This is a genomic window from Microcystis sp. T1-4, from assembly GCF_000297435.1.
Taxonomy (GTDB): domain Bacteria; phylum Cyanobacteriota; class Cyanobacteriia; order Cyanobacteriales; family Microcystaceae; genus Microcystis.
Genome location: NZ_CAIP01000413.1, coordinates 20565 through 42401, shown reverse-complemented (window position 1 = coordinate 42401; position 21837 = coordinate 20565). Strand labels below are relative to the sequence as shown.

Genomic DNA, 21837 nt, shown 5'->3' with positions numbered 1-21837 from the left:
CTAAATCCGGTTATTAAAGACTGATTATTTATCCCCCCTTTTGCCTTTTGCATGAGTGCCTTTTGCCTATCTTCATAAGTAGCCTATACTCAACGGATTTAGTATAATTGCTGATTGTCGGTATTTCTGCAAATGTGGGATGCACCCTGGCCCCAGGGTGTGGGGTGTAGGGTTTTACCCATTTTCATCTGGTCAATTTTTTCCTTTTTCCTCAGAAAATAGAGCTTGAAAACTAACTATTAAATAGCTAATTTTCAAGCTCTTAATTGTAGGAATCCTAGAGCTAAATTAGGATTCACTCTCGATATAGATAAATAACAACCCCATAACCACGGCTGGCATTAACCAACAGACGATCGGGATTAAAATCCAAGGCAGATAAGAAGCTGCGTAGTCACCAGTCATGTCAAACGCTCCTAGTAAAAAAATAAGGAAATGATAACAGGGAAAACAAGGGTTAATTATTGATTAAAAACCCCGCGCATGATGCCATCAACGACACCAAGATTTTCTAGGAGGAAATAGGCCACAAAAGCACCACCCATACCACCAATAAAGAAACCAGCGGCGAATTGACTCCAACCCTCGGAGGATTGCAGAGGATCACCACTAGCGGCCTTACCTTGGAAAGAGACAAGACCATAACTAGCTAAACAACCCGTAGCCAAGAGAACCATGGCCAAAGCGGGGATTAAGCCGCCGAGATTAGCGTATTCCGAGTCTCTCAGGGGACCCAGGACAACCCAGGGACCACCGAGGAAATAACCGTGGGCCATACCCACTTCTAGACCGCGCAGAATCGGAGCTAGACCGGGACGATAGGCAGGTAAGTTACCAATAAAAGCTTTGGTAAAACCAGAAGCGGAAATGGGGGTAGCTAGATGACCAATGAACGGATCATCATTGTAGGGTGTCACCACCTGTTTGTATCCAGTTTCAGCCATTGTGTTTGAGTTCTCCTTTTTCCGATCAACAGGAAAATTGATCATAAAACTTTAAGATTACACTTTAGGCCTAAGAATTACTTCAAGCAACCCCATCGATCGAGTTTTCAAGGGTTGACGGCTGAAACTCTCACAATTCGTTACATTTCTCTCAGAAGACAGGAGTGGGGAGTGGGAATTATGAATTATGAATTATGAATTAGGGAGTGGGGAGTGGGGGAGATGGGGAGCTTTGTTTCAGTGTTGCCAAAGGCACGGCGTAGCCGTCCAGTAAACAGTGAACTGACAACTCACATCTGATCACTGATCACTGATAACTGCTCACTGATTAAGGGATAATCAACACTGGACAGGGGGCAAGGTTAATAACTTTGGTGGTGACGCTTTCGGACACGCCTTCGCTGGTTAATCCTAAACCGCGACAACCCATAACGATCAGGTCGGCATTAACTTCATCGGCCACATCACAGATGACAAAAGAAGGCATTCCCTCCCTTTCAATCATTTCCGCCTTGATGCCAGCTTGGGCGAAAACGGCCTGCGCCGATTGTAACAATCGATCCACCGCTTCGATCGAACTCATCTTATCGTCGGGGGCAATTTCTCCGGTGGCTGTCGTTTCCACCACCGACAATAGGACCAAACGACTGTCAAAGATTTTGACTAATTCGATCACACTACTGGTCGCGTCACGACTTTCGCGGCTGTGGTCAATGGGAAATAAAATCGTCTCAAACATAATTAGCAAGTCTCTCCAATCAAATTTTTCTGGGCAAATCAGTCTTGGAACTGCAAAACTGATCCCCAAATCTGAAATAATCTTTGTCAAAGTAATTGCCGCAAGTAGCGATACCCTGATTTAATCTTTATTGTACGGTAAGCAATCTAGGAGGTTATGGGCTGTGCCAAAAAAAACAGTAGCGAATTTGACAGAAGCCGATTTAGCGGGCAAACGGGTCTTAGTCCGGGTCGATTTTAACGTTCCCATGGACAAAGCCACCGGGGCAATCAGCGATGATACCCGCATTCGGGCAGCACTACCAACGATTGAGGATTTAATCAAAAAAGGGGCTAAGGTTATTTTATGCAGCCACATGGGTCGTCCCGACGGTCAAGTTAAAGAAAATTTGCGTCTGACTCCTGTGGCTAAACGTCTCTCGGAATTACTGGGCCAAGAAGTAGTCATGTGTCCCGATTGTATTGGTGAGGGAGTTACGGCAGCGATTAGCCAAATGTCTAACGGTCAAGTGGCCCTTTTAGAAAATCTGCGTTTCCACGGTGAAGAGGAGGCAAATGATCCCGATTTTGCCAAAAAATTAGCCGCTAATGCCGATTTATACGTTAATGATGCTTTTGGTACCGCCCACCGCGCCCACGCTTCTACGGAAGGCGTTACCCACTATCTCAGCCCCTCGGTGGCGGGTTATTTGATTGAAAAAGAGTTAAACTACCTACAAGCAGCTATTGAAACTCCCCAACGTCCCCTAGCGGCGATTATCGGCGGTTCTAAGGTTTCTAGTAAAATTGGCGTGATTGAAACTTTATTGGAAAAGTGCGATAAACTGCTCATCGGTGGCGGTATGATCTTTACTTTCTACAAGGCCCGCGGTTTGAATGTGGGGGGGTCTTTGGTGGAAGAAGACAAACTGGAATTAGCTAAATCCCTAGAGGCAAAAGCTAAAGAAAAAGGGGTGGAATTCCTCCTTCCTACCGATGTGGTCTTAGCGGATAAATTCGATAAAGATGCCAAGTCCCAAATCGTCAAGGTCGAAAATATTCCCGATGGTTGGATGGGATTGGATATCGGTCCGGATTCGGTGAAAGTTTTCCAAAAAGCTTTATCTAGCTGTAAATCTGTCCTCTGGAATGGCCCCATGGGGGTGTTCGAGTTCGATAAATTTGCGGCGGGTACAGATGCGATCGCTCACACTTTAGCCGATTTAACTGCTACAGGTACAACTACCATTATCGGTGGTGGTGACTCGGTAGCGGCGGTGGAAAAAGTGGGAGTGGCGGAAAAAATGAGCCATATTTCCACCGGTGGTGGCGCTAGTTTGGAATTACTCGAAGGGAAGGTTTTACCCGGTATTGCCGCTCTCGATGAGGCCTAATTATCTCTAATATCTCAGGTTTAAACAAGGTGGGTCCTGGCCCGCCTTTTTTTATGAATTATGAATTATGAATTATGAATTATAAATTATGAACTATAATACCAAATCTGGTTATTAAAGACTGATTATCTATAGCCTCTATTACCTATTGCCTGTCCTGATATGTAGCCTATACTCAACGGATTTAGTATCATTAGGATACTTCAATCGCAGTAAAATCCACTCGCTGATATAAATCTGTCAGGGATATTTGAAAATCTAGAGAAAACAAAGTTAAAATCGCTTCTTGAGCGTGATAATCCCGAAATGCCCAATGATCGCCTCTTTTATGAAACTGTTCTATATAATAACCATATTGATCGATTAAAATATATTCTTCAAAACTATCAAGAGAGCGATAAAACTTAAACTTATCACCCCGATTATAGTCTTGAGTAGATTTTGATAAAACCTCGATAATCACCTGTGGATTGGTAATCGTATCGGTGCGTCCTCTTTCGAGAATTGGTTCCCCCTTTACGATCATAATATCGGGATAGGTGTACATATTATAGGCGGGTATGGCCAAGCGTAGATCGTTGATAAATATATCATAGGCTTGATTCTGGATAGTTAAGGGAAATTTTCTACAGAAATTCAAGGCAATGCGATTATGGTTAGGAGTTCCCCCAGTCATAATAATAATTTCTCCATCTCGATACTCGTGTCTGTCGGTGGCAGTTTCCTCTAGTTGAAAGTATTCTGCGACTGTGTAGCGTTTCTCAGTGGTTGCGACCATATTGCCCCCTTGAAAGCAAAGCTCTGTCTTTATGATAACCTGTTTTCTGAAAAGGTAAGTAGCTGGTTATAATTAAATTAAAAATGGATTTTAGGTTAGATCCCCCCTGCCCTACTTGATAAGGGGGGTGTCTGATAATTTTTAACGCCTACCTACTTACAATTATCGGTTTTAATTAAGTGCTGACTGCCGTATAAATATTGAGAGACCTTGTTAACAAGGTCTCTTGAAAGTTGGCGGGATTATTGTTGCTAATTTCCTAATCCGGTTGGGATAATTTGAGGATAGCGCTAGTGACTTTCATGCTTTCTTGATAAAGCACGTCCTGGCCCCAACGCTGTAACTGTTTACCTAGCAGAGTTTCTGTTTTTTGGTCTTCCAGATGGGACACTTGTTCAACGCGGCAAGATTGGGCCCCTCCCGAAGCTTCCATCCGCATACAGCCGGTAGTTCCCGAACAAATTACCGTACAACAATCGGCCTGAAGATTAGTAGAACTGAGTTTAATACTAATCAGATCCCCTTGTACTTCACCCCAATCGGCCACGGGAACACCGGCTAATTCTGCCTCAATTAAACGCTGGTCTTGACCGAGGAAGCTAATCCGATGAATAGCGTAATCTCCCGACCGGTGACTATATCCCACCGGTCGCCATTGTAACCGGCTGGCCATCCAACCGAGGAACATAAAAGCTTGGCAAGGATTGCCCTTTTCGTAATCAATAGTGATGCGATCGACTTCCAGAATAGCATCCCGGCGCTCCGGGGGATCGAAAGCCTCGGCGGTTAGTTCTTGCCAAGGAGCGAGACGACTCCAGTTCAGGTCAGCTAATGGTACATCTGTTGCTAATAAATCTCCCACTTGCAGCAGTTCCGTTTCCGGTTCCCGAAAAGTGCTGGAATCGACGATAATCGTATCACATTGACTGGCCAGACGTTTAAATAGTCCATATTCGCCATCGGGACTGGCTTTCCACCAGAGAAATTTGGGCAAACTGGGAATAGTTAACTCGGAAATAATGCCGCCAATTCGTTCCAAGGCTTCCGCTGTACCGCTTAAAGTGACGTATTCACAGCAAACTAAAGTGTTCTGACTACGTTTGTTAACGGGACAATAGGCAGAAACGGAGGCTTTTACCCCTTCATCGGCCTCGGCGGTGGGACAGAGGGTAATAATGCGACAGGGATTGGAGGCAGCGATCGCATCTGCCACTCCAATCGCATCTAAATCGGCGGCGTATTGACGATGATTAGCCCCATCCTCGGCGTTTTTTTCCGCTTCCCAGGCCGCCCTTAACCTGGCGACAAATTCATCGCTAGAAAGCCCAGTTACTTCTAGTTCTAGGTCCTTCTGGGCGACTTTGATGGCGGCGTGGGTCCGCGGACCGGCAATACCATCAATCGGGCCGGTGTAATAGCCGAGAAGGGTTAACAATTCCTGTACCGCGTCGGGTTCATAGACAATAAAGCTAAAGGTGGTGGCCCGGGTGGCGGCCATACCATCCTCATTATTATTATAGGATTGCCAGATATCGCGCAGTTCCTGCTCGATCACATCGATGGAAACATCTTTCGGTGCTTGCAGGGAGACAATGGGGGGGCTTTGGGTGGTCATGTCAGTTATCAGTTATCAGTTATCAGTTATCAGTTATCAGTTATCAGTTATCAGTTATCAGTTATCAGCTTCTGAAGGCAAGAGGCAACAGGCAAGAGGCAAAAGACAGAATCTGACAATTCTCCTACCTAAAAAGAAGGTTAGAAACTAAGCTCATCAAAGCTTTTAGCTTAACCAATTAGGTCTTAGATTCGTCCCTTGTTATCAGATGTGAGTTTTTAGTTTACTGTTTACTGATTACTGATTACTGTTCACTGTATTAGAGTCGTCGCCAACGACGGCCATCGCGGTTAAGGAGAAATTCCGCTTCTGTGGGTTCCCAGGTACCCGCTTCGTATTGGGGTACGGAGGCGGGATCGGCGGGAGCGTCCCAAGCGGCGAGAGCGGGAGTAACGATGCGCCATGCTTCTTCTACCTCATCAGAACGGGTAAATAGGGTTTGATCTCCTAGCATAGCGTCTAAAAGTAGGCGATTATAGGCATCGGCACTGGTGACACCGAAGGAGGAACCATAACTAAAGTCCATTTCTACCGTGCGCGTGCGTAATTCCGACCCCGGCATTTTCGCCTCAAAACGGAGGGCAATACCTTCGTTAGGCTGAATCCGCATACTCAGTACATTTGCATTAGTTTGTTGGGCTGCCGATTGGAAGATTAATAACGGTACATGGCGGAATTGGATGGCAATCTCGGAAACTTTTTTGGGCAGACGTTTACCAGTACGCAGATAGAAAGGGACACCCTGCCAACGCCAGTTATCGACGATTAATTTCATGGCCACGTAGGTGGGAGTGGTCGATTCCGGATTAACCCCCGGTTCTTCCCGATAGCCCGGAATGGGTTTTCCTTTCATCCAACCGGCTTTATACTGGCCGCGGATGGCGGATTTTTCTAGGTTATTAATATCGGCCAGGTGAGTCGCTTGCAGGACTTTGACTTTTTCGCCGCGGACACTATCAGCGTTAATAGCGTTGGGTGCTTCCATCGCCGTTAAGCAGAATAACTGCATCAGGTGATTTTGCACCATATCGCGCAAAGCTCCCGATTTTTCGTAATATCCGGCCCGCTCCTCCACTCCCACGGTTTCGGCCACGGTAATCTGGACGTGATCGATAAATTGACGATTCCAGAGGGGTTCAAAGATAGCGTTAGCAAATCGGAACACCAATAAGTTTTGGACGGTTTCCTTGCCTAAATAGTGGTCAATGCGATAAACTTGGTTCTCCTGACAAACCTCTTGTACGACTCGATTGAGAACTTGGGCAGAACTGAGGTCTTTGCCAAAGGGTTTTTCGATCACTAAGCGGTGTTTAATCGGGTCTTTCAGCATTCCGGCCGCGCCGAGGTTTTTAAGACCGGGGGGAAAGAAATTAGGAGAAACCGCTAGATAAAAGACTCGATTGCCGCGAGTTCCCCGGATTCCGTCTAGTTCTTCCAGAAAGACTTTCATTTTGGCGTAACTTTCTGGGTCGTCCATGTTGCCGGGGAAATAGTACAACCCTTGGGCGAAGTCTTGCCAATATTCCTCACTACCAATCCCGTCGGAAAATTCTTCGATGCCTTGGCGCATCTGTTGGCGAAAATAATCATGACTCCACTCTCGGCGCGCTGTACCGACGATGGTTAATTCGGCCGGCAGTCGTCTTTCCCGTTTCAGTTGATAGAGGGCAGGAACCAGTTTTCTTTGGGTTAAGTCTCCCGATGCCCCAAAAATGACTAAGATTAAGGGTTCTGGGGTTCTTTCTTGTCGCAATCCCACTCGGAGAGGATTTTCGAGCAGCTTTACCATAGGATTTTGTCTAGCCGAGGTGCATTATTTCCTAGTCTAGCGGGAATACTCGACGGCATACCTAAAGTAAAAATTAACAACCACAATCAGTAATCAGTAATCAGTGATCAGTAATCAGTAATCATACTAAATCTGGTTACAGCGTTTCTCAGATAGATGAGGTTCGTTCTTGCGTCTAAAATACTTAATGAGCAAGGATTACTCTGTGCTTCACCTTTACGAGAAAGGCTGTATTAAAGACTGAAAGTTCCGGGACTGGGAGTCAGCGGGGGGAAAATTGGGGGACTTTTGCCCTGAAAATTAGGTAATTGACCCCCTAAAAATGGCTGAAACCCCACACCCTACCCCTAGGAAAAACTTTTTGCCGCAAACCCTACTTATTTTTTGGCGGTTTTAACACAATCGAGGGTACGGACGATGGCGGCTGCTGCGTAGTTACGACGGGCAGGATCGTTTGGTACAAAAGCACTACCCTGTTCGTTCAAGGGAGAGGCCACACCGCAAAATCCCGACATCTGGGTAATTAAACTGGCGGCCCAATGACCGGAAGTATCGGAAAAATTGACGGGGGTTTTAGTTTGGGCTAAATCGGGGGCTTGTTTCTGCTGAGTTTTCAGGTAGGTGGCGGCCTGTTTGAGAATCGCCATCAATTCGGCCCGGGTGATGGGGTCGCCAGGACGGAATTCGCCGTTAGCTTTGCCGGCAACAATACCATTAGCCCGGGCCCATTGGATTTTTTTGGCACTCCAGCGCGTCGCTTCTACGTCGTTAAAACTGCCGCTGCCGGGGGGAATATCTTCTAGGTTAATTTTGGTGACAGTTCCCATCCCTTCAATAATCATCGAGATGAATTGTTCCCTGGTGACGGGGTTTTCGGGGCGGAAGGTGTTATCTTCTTTAAAACCGGCCACTACCCCAAGAGCGATCGCTTTTTCGATCTCAGTTTTATAGATATCGCCGCTAATATCCCGAAAACTGGCCGCAGAACTGGGGGGGGGAGTGGTTTCGCTGATGGGCGGTCTCCCGGCGGCTGCGAGAACTTCCGCTTCTTTGCCGCTAAAGTAGAAGTGGCCTAAACTTTTGCCTTGGAAAGTACGACGGCTAAATCTCCAACCCGGTTCGAGGATAATTTTCATAAATCCCGTTTGCATTCCTCGGGTTCTTCCCACCACTAATTCCGGTCTGCGAGCATCCCGGGGAGTTCCCACTAAGTATAATTCGCCATTGCGTTCCACAATACGCAGGATGTAATCTAGCCCAAAATCCCGGCCATCGAGACGGATAGAATAACCATTACTATCGGTGGCGCGGCGACAAATGCCGGTAAAGTCAAAGTTGAGGAGCAGCGGGTCGATCATGACGGGATTTGAGCCGTTTTCGCTCCAACACTTCTGTTTTCCCTGGATTTGTTCCAATACTAGCAGGTCAAATTTATTACCTCCGTAGGGACGAGCGATCGCTACTATCTGGCTCTGCTCGATCTCCTGTTCGTCAAAGTTGGCCGCTGGTGTGGCAGTTATGCCCAAGGTCATTAGGGCGGTTAGGGCGATCGATAATCTGGCTTTCATGATCTTTATCTATAAGACGATTTTTGCAGTAAAAATAGACGTGCTAGTCCCAATATTCTAAGACTGAATACTTCTGGTTGTTGTTCCAGACTGCGCCGGATTCTTGTCTGTCTGCACAAGTTTTCTCTCAATCTTCAATTTCCGAACCTATTTATCCTGACAATATTCTGCTTGAACTGGTGGGGGGATCAATATTCATTCGGTTGGCTGTTGAAACTGGCGAGATTTTGGCGGATTGTCGAAAATTTTAGCCAGCCATTCGAGTCTTAGGTTAAGATGGGGGGAGAGGCTTTTAATTGGCCGCAGCCCTTGACTTCCTCACAGGATTTAAGCCCAATAATTGCCTAAAAAATGGCAATTAATCGATTTGAGGCTATCAGTGCCGCGGTGAATTATCATAGTTCATTAGCTCTGGTGAGCCATTGCCCTTTCTTTGGTGTGTGTGAGGTCAACAATTATGAGTAACTCCCCTGGCGATCCTTCTCCTCGTCCTCATTTTTTTCTGAGTATTGGTCGATTTTTACGCCGGCCTTCTACTTTAATTGTCGGGGGAATTACTCTCCTGGGAATTACTTCCCTTGGCTATTTTACGACTCGTTATTTAGTTTATGAACGTCTCACCCCAATTTTAGATAATATCTTCAGTGAAATGCTGCATAGACCCGTCAGGGTAGGTAAGATAGAGGGCTTTTATTTTAATCGCATTCGTATCGGTAAATCGGCAATTCCAGCTACGGCCAATTCTGCCGATAGTTTATCTATTGATGCGATCGAATTGGCATTAAATCCGCTGCCCTTACTTTTAGGTCTGCCGCTACCAGTTGATCTGAAGTTAATTAATCCCAGTATTTATCTCGATCAGGATAAAAATGGTCAATGGCTCGATAATTTAGCTCAAATATCTAGTAACTTAGACCGGGAGGCCCCCATCAGGTTAAATCTGGGTTTTCAGGTGGAGAAGGGAGATATTACTATTCAACCCTATGCCCTGAAAAAACCGATAGAAATTAAGGCCGATGGTCAGGGAAGATTTATCGATAATCAAGAGCAACCTCTCAGCTACGATTTGAGCGCAGAAATCCTCAAAAGTCAAGTAAAAATTCAAGGAAAAACGGCGTTAAAAACGGGCGAAAGTCAAACTAATCTTCAAATAGACCGTTTAAACTTAAGTGAACTATTAACTTTAATTCCCGACCGCAATTTCCAATTAAATCGGGGACAAGTAAATGCTAATATTGCTCTCAATATTCCCAGTTGGGCAAAGCTAAATCAAACGGAAGGTAATGGCAATTTTCAGGTGACAGATGTAGCGGGAAAATTCCAACCCTTCCAGTATCCAATTAAGCTAACAACTAAGTTAAATTTACAGGGAGATAAAGTATTAGTTGAACAGGCGATTGCAAGTATTGGCAAGATTAAAACTGAGGTGAAGGGAGAAGTAAATTGGCAAACCGGTTATCATCTCAAGGTCGCTCTAGAATCGGTGGATTTACAACAACTTTTAAGAATTATTTATCTGCAATCACCTCTAGATTTACGGGGAGAAGCACGCTCTACTTTTCAAGTGACGGGAAAACTAGATCAACCTCTAATTAAAGGAACCGTTAGCAACAGCAAACCGATTATTTTTGAGCAAATTCCTATTCAATCAATAACCAGTAATTTTCAAACAAATCTCAATCGTCTTAGTTTAGATAAAATTAAAATTAAACCCGTCGCAGGTGGAGAAATTAAAGGGGAAGGAAAATTGCAGTTAAATATTCTGCAATCCCTGCAAAAAAATCAACCTCTTGACGGGACAAAAATGCCGATTAATTTGAATTTACAAGCCAATTTTCCCACGAGAAAAATATTATCTCAATTGGCAACAATTCCCGCTCAAATTAATATAGGCGATCTGCAAGCTAATATTAAAGCTAGAGGTAGTTTGGGACTGCCGCAATTATTAATGAATTGGCAAATACCCAGGGTTAATCGGTCAGGATTAATCAATGTTGCTGGGGAGGGCAAAGTATTTTTAGGGGGCAACAAAATAAATGTAACCGATACGATCATTAAAACAAATGGCGGCAGACTACAGGTTAATGGTAATGGTGATTTTACCAGCAAATTAGTCCAGGCAAAAATCACGGGCAATAACTTTTTATTGACTCCTTTTCTGCCTATCGTTTGTCAATATGTAGATAGTATTTGCCCCTACCTAGAAACCTTAGAACCCTTAAATTTAGAGAGAGCTAATATTCAATTTAGTGGCAAAATTGACCAACTTAATGTTAATACTTTAAACGGAATTGCTAACTTAGGAATTAGCGGTAAACAAGGCACGATTTTCGTCAATAGTCAAGTATTGCAAGGAAATCTTCAGGCTAAAGCTTTCTTAGCGGGATTGCCGATTAATTCCCTATTGCCTAACTTACCAACTCAGGTTAAATTACTGCGATCACAGATTAATTTACAAGGTTATTTAGGGGAATTACTAAATAATAAAAATAATATTTTCAGCAGTTGGCAAGGTGACGGTAATATGCAGTTATTAGTAGATAATAATCCCTTAACTGCCACAGCTAAACTGAATCGAGGTTTCCTGACAGGAACAGTCAACACTGGGGGAATTAGTCTCAATCCTCTAGTGGAAAATTTAACAGTTCCCGTCAGTTTAGGCAGGGCAAAAATTAACTTTGCTGGTAGAATAAATTCTCTGATTAGCGGTACTTTAACGGATTTACAAACTTGGCGCGGACAAGGGGATATACAGTTATTTGTCAATAGTCAATCTCTAAGAACGACAGCACAACTAGAACAAGGTATTTTAAGTGGTATAGTTAATACGGCTGGCATTAACTTAAATCCATTTTTACCCAATATAAATATTCCTGTTAGTCTAGGAAAAACCCAAGTCAATTTCACTGGTGCAATCAATAATTTACTAGCGGGAAAAATCCCTAATTTGTCCACCGTCAACATTAGAGGCAATGCTCGCTTATTAGTAGATAATAATCCGATTAATACGGCTATTCAATTAAACAAAGGGATTTTTAATATTTTCGGTAGCTTAGAGCGGTTTCAGACTAATATTCCCCTAGCTTTGAATATTGATCAAACCAGTTTTCAAGCAACTGGAAATGCCCAAACTATTTTCGACTCCCTGCTAGAAAAACGACTCAACTTAAGCAGTATTAAAGCAGTTTTTAACTCTCGTATTAATGTGGCTAAAGGAGAAATTAAAGCTAAGGCACAACTGAATAATAATTTATGGCAAAGTGATATTATTGCCGCTAATCTTAATCCCGCTGCCGTACTAGGACAATTACCAGGAATAAAATCAATCTCGATTCCTCACTTAGATTTTAAGGCCAATTTAGCGGGAAACATTCAAGAAATTTGGCAGGGAGTAACACCGATTCAGGTTAATAATCTTTCGGCACAGTGGGGAGAAAATAGCTTTGATGTGCGCGGAAATATTCTTTTAGCTAATCTTACCAGTCAACCTGATATCGCTGAGGTTAACTTAAATCTGCGGGCAGCAACTGACCTTGCTACTGTACCCTTAGCTGAGATTATATCGCTTTTACCGATCGATCCTCGTTTGAAACCAAGAGAATCGACTCTAGCTGGGATTGGACAATTTCAAGGACAAATCACGGCAAAAAATCTCCTAACTGCTTGGCAAAAAGTGGGGAATATAAAAATCAAAGGAGATATAAATTTAGCTAACTTTAGCATTAATGAGCGACTCTTTGAACCTGTCTTACAAGGCAGTATGCAAGCAGGAATCGGTCAAAATATTAGTTTAAATCTGCGGGGAAATCAGGACATTATTGACCTAACTTTCGATCCGTGTCAACAAAATAATTGTCTGCTGCCCTATCTTCCCTTAGGGATAAATATTCGCCAAGCTTTTGGGAATAAAACTCCCTTTCTAGCAACAGCTAAACGAAACGGAGAAAATTTAAATGTTCAGATTGCCGATTTTCCCCTAGAAATCTTGAAAATATCTCCCGCGGCAGCCTACAATGTTCCGGGGATGATTGCCGGACAGGTGAATGCTAATCTAGACATCAATTTATTTAACTTACAGGGAAAGGGACAACTAGAGATTAATCAACCTAGTTTAGGTAACTTAATCGGGGAAAAATTAACGGCAGAGTTAATTTATCGGGATTCCATAGTTCAACTGCAAGCGGGGAGTTTACAAGCGGGTGCAAGTCAATATAATCTGCAAGGTTTATTTAATTTGCAAACTCAAGCAATAGAAGCTAAACTCAGGGTAGATCAAGGTTATATTCAAGATTTATTATCAGTTGCTAGTATCTATGATTTAACCAGTTTAATCACCCTTTTCTCCTCCGAGGATAACCAGGCTATTCAACTTAGTCCCCTAGGAGTAGGTAATCCCGAAGCTTCCCTAGCACAACAGGTAAATTTGCGGGCAAAAATTGAAGAAATAATCCAGCAATTAGCACGGGAAAGAGGGGTGGTCGGGATACCTTCCGAACTAGATTTTCGCGGCCGTTATCAAGCGAATATAGCCTTAACTGGGACTTTAAAAAATCCCGATCTTAGCTTACAATTTCAGGGCAATAGATGGGAATGGCGACCCCAAAGACCGACAGTAAATATTGTTAACCCTCTCGGAATTGTCACCACTGATACCCAATTAATTCCGATTGATGAAGTAACAATTAATCTTAACTTAAATCGTCAGTTGCTCAGGATAGAACCGATTAGATTAAAATCACGAGATTCTTCCGTATTTTTAGCGGGTGATTTTTCCCTAAAAAAAGTAGAGGGAAGTTTTTCCGTGGAAAATCTTTCTCTCGATCTCTTGAGAAATTTTATCCAGTTTCCCTTGGATGTATCCGGTAGTCTAAAAACTCAAGGACAAATTGCAGGAACCTTATTAAATCCTCGTATTCAGGGTAATTTTGCCTTTATTGACGGTGCAATTAATGCCCAAAATATTAATCAGGATATAATTGGTTTATTTACCTATAATCAGTATCGTTTTGATTTGCGGACAACCTCCTCCGAATCAATCCAAATCTATGCCAGCATTCCCTATCCTCCCTTACCGGGTAATGATCAATTAAAAATCCAAGCAAAATTGGGAACCGATGCAATCAAATTAATTGAAGCTATCAGTCAAAACGCCATCGAATGGGTTAACGGTGAGGGAGAGGTAGTTCTTTCAGCGACGGGAAGATTAGATATAAAAGAGGGTTTAAAAATCAAAGATTTAGAAGCAAATGGTATAGTTACTCTCGATAATGCCGCTATCCGCAGTGTTGCTTTTCCAGAGATTTTAACCGTAAATGGCCGCATTGGTTTAACCCCTGAAAGCTTAACAGTACAGGAATTACAAGGCTCGATCGCTGACAGACAAATTTCTGTGGTGGGAGTTTTACCTTTCTTTCAAGCCATCACAAATAATCCTAATCCCTTAACAGTTAATATTCAAGAGGGAGATATAGCAATTAATGGTCTTTATCGGGGATTAATTGCTGGGAATGCCATGGTAACGGGAACAATTCAGCAGCCAATTATCGGGGGGAATGTGCGTCTTTCTAGGGGGAAAGTTTTTCTTCCTCGCACCGCAGAAATTAACCAAGAAACCGATAAACCAGTGAGTCGCTGGCTGCAGCCTCTCAACATTCCTCAGACGACAAATATTACTCCAGTTTTAAATAATTTCCAAGTGTCCTTAGCGGGATTATCCATCGAACAAGAACCTTTGTATCAATTTGATTTTAGTGGTGCTTTAACCTTGAACGGTTCGCTCACTTCACTGGAGAAATTACAAACCAATGGAGTGATTAATCTCGAGCGAGGACGGGTTAGTTACATCGATACTCGTTTTCTTCTTAACCGACGCAATCAAAATGTTATTGTTTTCGATTCTAGTCGCGGGTTGGGACTTTTTAATCCCTTTGTTGATATTCAACTGCGAACAATTCTCAGCGAATTTTCTCAATCTCGCGATTTTGCTATCTCCCGTCCGGGGGGGGATTTTCCTAGCAATGAAATTCCCGATGATAGCCTCAATCGCATTCAAAGGATCGATGTCACCCTCAGCGTTGAAGGGGAATTAAACCGCTTGCTACCAAATTTAGGACGTAATATCAATGAAGTGTGCCAAATTCGTCCCGATAGTCCCCCTTTTCCCCTAGAGGAAAACTATACAGATACAGAATTACAAAAAGCTGCTAATTGTCTGCAAGCCGTAGCTTTTGCTGGGGGTGAAGATGAGGGATTGCTTAATACTCCTCTAGTTAAATTAACCAGCACTCCCCCCCGCAGCCAAGGGGAAATCGTGCGACTTTTGGGGGAACAATTGCTGTCAGTTTTTAATGGTTTACAGGGGAAAAATACAGAACAATTAATTCAATTTGGAGTGGTTCAGTTAGCGATTCCCCTCTTGGCCCAAGGAGTCGTGTATGATGTGGAGAATGCGGTTAGTAATGCGATCGGGGCAACGGATTTTAATATTCTTCCCAATTTGGAAACCGTCTATCGAGTCAATTCCCAGTCTTTTATCCGCTTTTCCTACGATTACAATTTGAATGAGTTTACCGTCCGCTATCAAACTCAATTTTAAAGTAATATGCCTGGATAAAGCGGCAAAATTGGATTATACTTGATCCTGAGAATCAACACGATAGATAGATAGATAGATAGATAGAAAATAAGCAATATTATTTTTTTCCTTTTTACTTGACCTTCCATGATTATTCGCGAGGCTAAAGAGACAGATTTACTAACAATTATCGAGATCTATAATGCTGCTGTTCCCACTCGCAAGGCAACCGCAGATTTAAAGCCTATTTCCCTCGAAAGTCGGCGAGAATGGTTTAAAAAGCACGATCCTGAACAGTATCCCATCTGGGTAATAGCACTCGAAGGTCGGGTGGTGGGCTGGCTCAGTTTACAGATGTTTTATGGTCGTGTCGCTTACCAAAAAACCGCAGAGGTTAGTTTATACATTGCCTCCGATTATCAAGGTCGTGGAATCGGTAAATTATTAGTAGAATATGCCTTGGAGCGCTGTCCCAAACTGGGTATATCTAATCTTATCTGTATTATTTTTGCCCACAATCAAGCCAGTATTCGTCTCTTTGAAAAATTCGGCTTTCAACGATGGGGTTATTTACCTCAAATCGCCGATCTAGAAGATTTTCTGGCTGATGTGGTCATTTTAGGCAAAAAAATCGCTGAAATAGGCAATTCTCCCCATAGCTAGACTATAATTCTAGACTTAATTGAATATAAGCATTTTCCGGTTCGCCTAGAGATGGTTTCTGGGGGAGAGAAAAGAGATAGTCTTCATACCAAATCTCAGAACTTCCCGCACATTTTTCATCTCTAAACAACCATTGCTGAAACACTTGTTCTCTACCATCCTGGGGGGCAACAATCTGATAAACTTTTAGAGATTTTTTAGCAATTCTCTGGCTGCCCTTGCTGGTTAATTCATAACCTAACAAGTTTAAACAATTACGAATAATCGTCAGAGGACGGGAAGTATCAGAGAGATTAATCTTGGTGATAGTTTTAATCTCGTTGCGGTTTTTAATGGCGATGGCGGCCATTTTTTGTAAATCGGCATCATGATTATTTAATTCTCTTTCAGGATTAGCTAATAATACGGCAATTCCTAACACTTCTAACGTCCCGATAATCACTCCTAATTGACTACCATTAAAATCGGGAATAAATAAACTTCCGTGACCTGATTCTATCAGTTTACGCGCAATTAAAGCATCTCGATCACACAAAAATTGTCGCCCAATTGTCAAAAAGTAATGTAAGCGTAGTTCTTGATACCATCCCCGATCATCTTTAATCACTAATTGCGGAGTGACGGGAATTCCATAGCGTTTGTATAGGTCATATTTCCTGAGAATTCGCCTTTCTTTCACTGACTTAATTAACTGTTTTTTTAGCCAACGATATTCTGATTCCGTGATCTCGGCTGCGCTGGCAATGGCCTCGCATTCAGAACGATAATTATGTTCCCTAATTTCCTCAATTGCTGCCGTTAACTGATTAGTTGTTTCTATTTCTTCTTCCTGATTCCGTTCTTTAATTCTATGACCTTCTGCTTGTAAAATTCCTAGAATTGACTGACGATAGTTAAGCATATAAGCATTGACTCGCACGGCCATTTTAGCCCAGCAGAGGAGAGATTCCGCTTGAAAACTTGTATCTAAATCCTCCAGAGATTCTAAATCTGATTGGTGTAGTAAGCGAATATTCACCTCGGTTAATCGGTGTCCAGAGGTGAGAAGTTTGGGGATAGAAGTGGAACCATTGCCCACCTGATTAAATCCGTAGGCTGCTGACCAAATATAACGAGGAATATTCTCTCTAATTCTCCCTAAAAATTGAGCGATAGAGGTGGGAGTCTGAATCCCCTGTGCTAAACACCAAACTGAGGTAAAGTGTTGCTGAATATCAATACTAATTCCCGTTTCGATCGCAGGACTAGCTAGAACTATATCATAGTTAATTAACAACTGATTTAAATTGCCAATCGCCTGATAAGCAGCGTGACTAGAATCCTGCAATGACTCTGAATCTATCCGCAGAATTTTCTTTTGAGGAAATTGCTTTTTTAGATAGGATTCTAGGGTAATTGTTCCCCATTTGCTGGTTAATTTTTGTGCTGATAGACAAACAAAGGGTTTTCCTCCATCTTTAATATGTTTAACTAAATCCTTAACTAGCTGTTGGGGAGTATTATCAGAGTAGTTATAAACTCGCCAAGCTTCCTGATAACTGGGTTTCCACTCGTTATTAATCAAGAAATTTTCTATTTCAATCGCCGCTAGAGAAGTTAAGTATTCTAGGGAAATATCACTTAAATCAGCATCGGCAACTAGGATTTTTCCCCCACTGCTGACCACAGTTTGCAGCAGGGACTTTAGGGATTTTAAAATTGCCACACGATTAGTTTTACAAGTATCCCCATTTAACCCATGCCATAGAACCTGTTCGATCTCATCGATAATAATAATAGCTCCTTGCCAATCTTCCGCTTTAAATTTAGCTTGTGATTGGGGATGGAGAGAGTCAATACATAAACCATAACCGTAAATTTGTGCCGAAGGATTGTCCCTAACTTGACTGATATAGTTTAAACCAAAGCGTTGACACAACTCCTCCACCAGTTTGACTCGATGACCGATAACCAAAACTTTTTGTTGATTGGCAATAGCCTGTTTAACTATCTTGGCTAAAAACTCAGTTTTTCCCGTACCTTTAGCTGATTTAATCGCCATTAACTGCGCTGATGTCGGGATAGACATATCTGGCAAGTAACGGCTATTTAACTCTAGATGAGGTGAGAGGGTTAACCTATTTAAACTCGCTGCCTTCCAAATTTCCCAAGAGGTGGCTTTTTGATAGACTTGTTGAAAGTAGTCTTCTCCTCGATTGATTAGTAAATCATCCACCCCTTTACCGTCAGCAGCATCCCAAGTAACTACCTTTACCTCACAGTTAGCCTGACTGAATAGATAACCCATTCTCTGTAAAGCTAAATTAACCGCTTGTTGGGTTTTTGGTTTAGTTTCTTGATCAAAAACTAGATAAATCTTTCGTCCCGAATTAGCTAATTTTTCTAGCTGCGGAATTAGATGAGATTTGCCGATTCTCCTGCCTAATTCGTTCTTAGGAGTTCGATAACCATTGTGAATTCCAGGTAAGGCAATTGTCACATAACCTGCTGTTAGTAATGCTCCCGCTTTTTTCGCCCCTTCCGTAATACAAATAGGTATCTCTGGATGTTTGATTACCCAAGACCAAAAACCGAGATCCTCTTGCTTATTATCCACTTCTTCAGTTAAAATATTAACACTGATAGACTGGGCTATCCTTTGCCAAATTTTCTGGGGAACCCGCAAAGCAAAGACTCCCGTAGGGGTTTGGGGGGGATGTTCGTACTTAATCGGTTTAGCCTTATCGAAGCTTAAACGGGGAAAATCGGGCTTAAAACAGCCCCAAAGGTCATAATTACCCGTTAATAGGTCAATTCCTGAACACCACCAACCGCCTTGACTGGTATGTTCATAACGCTTGAGAATACTATCCCTAACCCTGCCATCATTGCGTCGCGGTAATTCTTGGGAGTAGAGTAGGTATTCACTGGGAGATAGCCCCGCTAAACCGGTGACATTGAGAGCGATTAACTCCGCATCCACCCCGCTATCACGCCATTCTTCTAAATATTTCATCCTTGTCCTCTGCTGGCTAGACGCTATATATAGCGTTTTTGTCCTATTATTCTAGCGGTAAGACACTAAATAGCGAAAAGAGAAATTTTACTCTCTCAGAGGTTCTCCGAGGAAATTTGACTTTTAATCCACTCTTGTCTTAAATTATCGAAAAGTTAAGAACAAATAAAATCTCACCACAACCTCCTCAGCAGTCAGCCTGTTTTTCTATCAAAGAAAAAGCTTTTTGTCAAGCATACAAAAGAACTATTTTTTTCTAGGAAAAATCCAGAATTTTTGCCAGAAAATGTCACCTAAAACACTGTTTTGGGGAACAAAACAATCCTCGCTATACCATATATAGAGTGATAGGATTATTTAAGACGCTAGATGTTGTGTTTTCCTAGAAAATCTGATAGAATACTCTAGTACAAATAGATTAATTTGTCAAATTTTTTAACGCCGCAACTTCCTAATTATGCAATCGAAGCCCTTGACTACTGCCGTTTCCATTCACAAAAATAACGAAGTAATACCCTTTCGTTCTACCCCTTTAGCGAATATGGGCAGCCATGCAATTAGAGTGATTCGGCGCGATGGTTCCACCACAAGCTTAAATATCGGCAAAATTCGCGACGTGGTAGAGTGGGCTTGTGAGGGCAAAAAAGTCAATTCTATTGCCTTAGAAGCGGGTTTAACCACACGCCTGCGGGATGGGATTACCACTAGGGAAATACAGGATAATTTAATCAATTGCGCTCTAGAAATGTGTAGTCCCGAGGAACCGGATTGGCGCTATGTGGCGGGAAGATTGCATATTTGGAGTCTTTGGAAAGATACCTTGGTAGTGCGGGGTTATCAGTACGGAAATTACGAGAAAACCGTCAAAACTCAAGTTAAAAATCGCCTGTACGACGAAAGGATTCTCATCTATTCCGAGGCAGAATTAAAAGAAGCCGGTTCTTGGATTAATCCCGATTGGGATATCGATTATGACTACGCTGGGGCCTTGTTAATCACTAGCCGTTATTTACTCAAAAATGAGTTACCCCAAGAGGCATTATTAACCTGTTCCCTACTGCTTGCCATTGTGGAAGAACCGGCTAATAGACTCCCCTGGGCGAAGAAATTTTATCAGGCGATTGCCCAAAGAAAAATCTCTCTTGCCACCCCAATTTTAGCCAATTTACGCACGCCCAAAGGTTCCCTAACCAGTTGTTTTATCCTCTCCATTGACGACAGTTTAGAAAGCATTTTCGGCGAGATTACTAATGCTGCCCGCATCTCAAAAAATGGTGGCGGTGTCGGGGTGAATGTGAGTAGGATTCGCGCCACTGGTAGCTGGGTAATGGGGAAAGCTAATGCTTCCGGTGGGATTATTCCCTGGATTAAGTTACTTAACGATACAGCTATTGCAGTAAATCAGGGGGGAAGACGGGCCGGGGCTGTTACCATCGGTGTTGACATCTGGCATTTAGATGTGCCAGAATTTCTGGAAATGCAGACAGAAAACGGTGATCAAAGACGCAAAGCTTATGATGTTTTTCCCCAATTAGTTATCACCGATGAATTCATGCGTCGGGTGATAAATAAAGCCGAGTGGACATTAGTAGATCCCTACGAAGTTCGCAATAAATTAGGTATAGAATTAGCGGAACTATGGGGGGAAGCATTTGAAGAGGCTTATCGTTTAGTAGAGGCTAATTTAGATAGAGAGATTGTCCTCTATAAAAAAATCAATGCCCGGGACTTATTTAAAAGTATCATGCGTTCCCAAGTGGAAACAGGAATGCCCTACATTGCCTTCAAAGATACCATCAATCGCGCTAATCCTAATAAACACGATGGCTATATCCCCGGTGTAAATTTATGCACGGAGAGTTTCTCGAATGTCACCCCCGATAAAACTGCCCATTGCTGTAATTTAGTTAGCCTTAATTTAGCCAATATCGACGGGGAAGAAATCGAGTCTAATTGTCAAATCGCTGTCAGGATTCTCGACAATACTATCGATATCACTAATCCTCCCTTTGATAATGCTAAAAACCACAACGATAAATATCGCACTATTGGGGTAGGAGCGATGGGATTGGCTGACTGGTTAGCGAAACGGAAGTTATCCTACAATAACCTGTCAGAAATTAGTAATTTATTTGAAGAAATTGGCTATTGGTGTACCTATTCCTCGATGGAATTAGCCAAAGAACGCGGCGCTTATCAAGCTTTCTTGGGTAGCGAATGGAGTCAAGGTAAATTAATCGGTGCCAAACCAGTGGCATGGTTTTTAAATAACGCAGTGCAACCACAAAGATGGCAACAATTAGCCGCAGATATTCAACGATTTGGCATCCGTAACTCCCATATTACCGCCATTGCTCCTAATACCTCCTCTAGTTTGGTACAGGGATGTACCGCTAGTGTTTTGCCGGTTTATAGTCGCTTTTTCTACGATAAATGGGCAAAGGGAACCGTTCCCATCGCGCCACCTTTTATTGAAGAAGCTTTCTGGTTTTATCCGGAGAATAAAAACCTCGAACAGCAGCAAGTGGTGAAAGCGATCGCCACTATGCAAGAATGGATCGATACGGGGATTTCTATGGAGTTATTATTCAACCTCAATGAAGGGGTTTATTTCCCCGCAGAACCTAACCGTTGTCTCACTGCTAAAGATATCTTTGATACTCTAATCATGGCGTGGGAATTGGGGTGTAAAGCGATTTATTATGTCCGCACCGTACAAAAGGACAATTTTCGAGAGTCTGACGATAGTTGTTCTAGTTGCGCTAATTAAGGTTAAGATAAGTCTTATTCATCAATATAA

General features: G+C 42.7%; 12 protein-coding genes. 4 read left to right on the top strand and 8 right to left on the bottom strand.

Translation table 11 applies throughout. The features are described 5' to 3' along the window. Window positions 1-288 precede the first annotated feature (288 nt). The 3 genes from MICAI_RS24540 to MICAI_RS19875 form a co-directional block, all read right to left on the bottom strand. The gene (locus MICAI_RS24540; RefSeq protein ID WP_004162778.1) at window positions 289-405 is read right to left on the bottom strand and encodes a photosystem I reaction center subunit VIII; all 117 of its coding nucleotides are present in this window, start codon (window positions 403-405) and stop codon (window positions 289-291) included. A 56-nt stretch (window positions 406-461) separates the two neighbouring features. Further along, window positions 462-944 carry a photosystem I reaction center protein subunit XI gene (locus tag MICAI_RS19880; RefSeq protein ID WP_002737469.1) on the bottom strand — a complete coding sequence of 161 codons (483 nt, stop codon included), beginning with the start codon at window positions 942-944 and terminating at the stop codon, window positions 462-464. Between the two features lie 328 nt (window positions 945-1272). Beyond that, on the bottom strand, window positions 1273-1683 hold the full coding sequence (locus MICAI_RS19875) for a universal stress protein (RefSeq protein WP_008206387.1): 411 nt from the start codon (window positions 1681-1683) through the stop codon (window positions 1273-1275). Between the two features lie 163 nt (window positions 1684-1846). Here MICAI_RS19875 and pgk point away from each other — a divergent pair, with 163 nt between their 5' ends. Next, window positions 1847-3055, top strand: coding sequence for a phosphoglycerate kinase (gene pgk / locus MICAI_RS19870; RefSeq protein ID WP_008206385.1), 1209 nt, complete (start codon window positions 1847-1849; stop codon window positions 3053-3055). Window positions 3056-3248: 193 nt separating this feature from the next. Here pgk and MICAI_RS19865 read toward each other — a convergent pair whose 3' ends face one another. The 4 genes from MICAI_RS19865 to MICAI_RS19850 all read right to left on the bottom strand — a co-directional run bounded on the left by MICAI_RS19865 (window position 3249) and on the right by MICAI_RS19850 (window position 8805). Then, window positions 3249-3833 carry a Uma2 family endonuclease gene (locus MICAI_RS19865; RefSeq protein WP_008206384.1) on the bottom strand — a complete coding sequence of 195 codons (585 nt, stop codon included), beginning with the start codon at window positions 3831-3833 and terminating at the stop codon, window positions 3249-3251. 259 nt (window positions 3834-4092) lie between these two features. Then, window positions 4093-5448 (bottom strand): glucose-6-phosphate dehydrogenase assembly protein OpcA, encoded by a 1356-nt coding sequence (gene opcA, locus MICAI_RS19860; protein ID WP_008206382.1) that lies wholly within the window; start codon window positions 5446-5448, stop codon window positions 4093-4095. Between the two features lie 259 nt (window positions 5449-5707). Next, window positions 5708-7237: a glucose-6-phosphate dehydrogenase gene (gene zwf, locus MICAI_RS19855; protein WP_008206375.1), complete on the bottom strand. Its 1530-nt coding sequence runs from the start codon at window positions 7235-7237 to the stop codon at window positions 5708-5710. 377 nt (window positions 7238-7614) lie between these two features. Further along, the gene (locus MICAI_RS19850) at window positions 7615-8805 is read right to left on the bottom strand and encodes a DUF3747 domain-containing protein (protein WP_008206373.1); all 1191 of its coding nucleotides are present in this window, start codon (window positions 8803-8805) and stop codon (window positions 7615-7617) included. A 457-nt stretch (window positions 8806-9262) separates the two neighbouring features. Between MICAI_RS19850 and MICAI_RS19845 the strand changes: the two genes are divergently transcribed. Together MICAI_RS19845 and MICAI_RS19840 are read left to right on the top strand one after the other, a co-directional pair. Continuing rightward, window positions 9263-15400, top strand: a complete 6138-nt coding sequence (locus MICAI_RS19845; protein WP_008206371.1) for a translocation/assembly module TamB domain-containing protein — start codon at window positions 9263-9265, stop codon at window positions 15398-15400. Window positions 15401-15526: 126 nt separating this feature from the next. After that, window positions 15527-16042, top strand: a complete 516-nt coding sequence (locus MICAI_RS19840) for a GNAT family N-acetyltransferase (protein ID WP_008206368.1) — start codon at window positions 15527-15529, stop codon at window positions 16040-16042. Between the two features lies 1 nt (window position 16043). Here MICAI_RS19840 and MICAI_RS19835 read toward each other — a convergent pair whose 3' ends face one another. Then, window positions 16044-19037, bottom strand: coding sequence for a plasmid replication protein, CyRepA1 family (locus MICAI_RS19835; protein ID WP_008206358.1), 2994 nt, complete (start codon window positions 19035-19037; stop codon window positions 16044-16046). A gap of 457 nt (window positions 19038-19494) precedes the next feature. On the opposite strand from MICAI_RS19835, the gene MICAI_RS19830 reads away from it, so the two are divergent. Then, window positions 19495-21807, top strand: coding sequence for a ribonucleoside-diphosphate reductase subunit alpha (locus tag MICAI_RS19830; protein ID WP_008206357.1), 2313 nt, complete (start codon window positions 19495-19497; stop codon window positions 21805-21807). Window positions 21808-21837 lie beyond the last annotated feature (30 nt).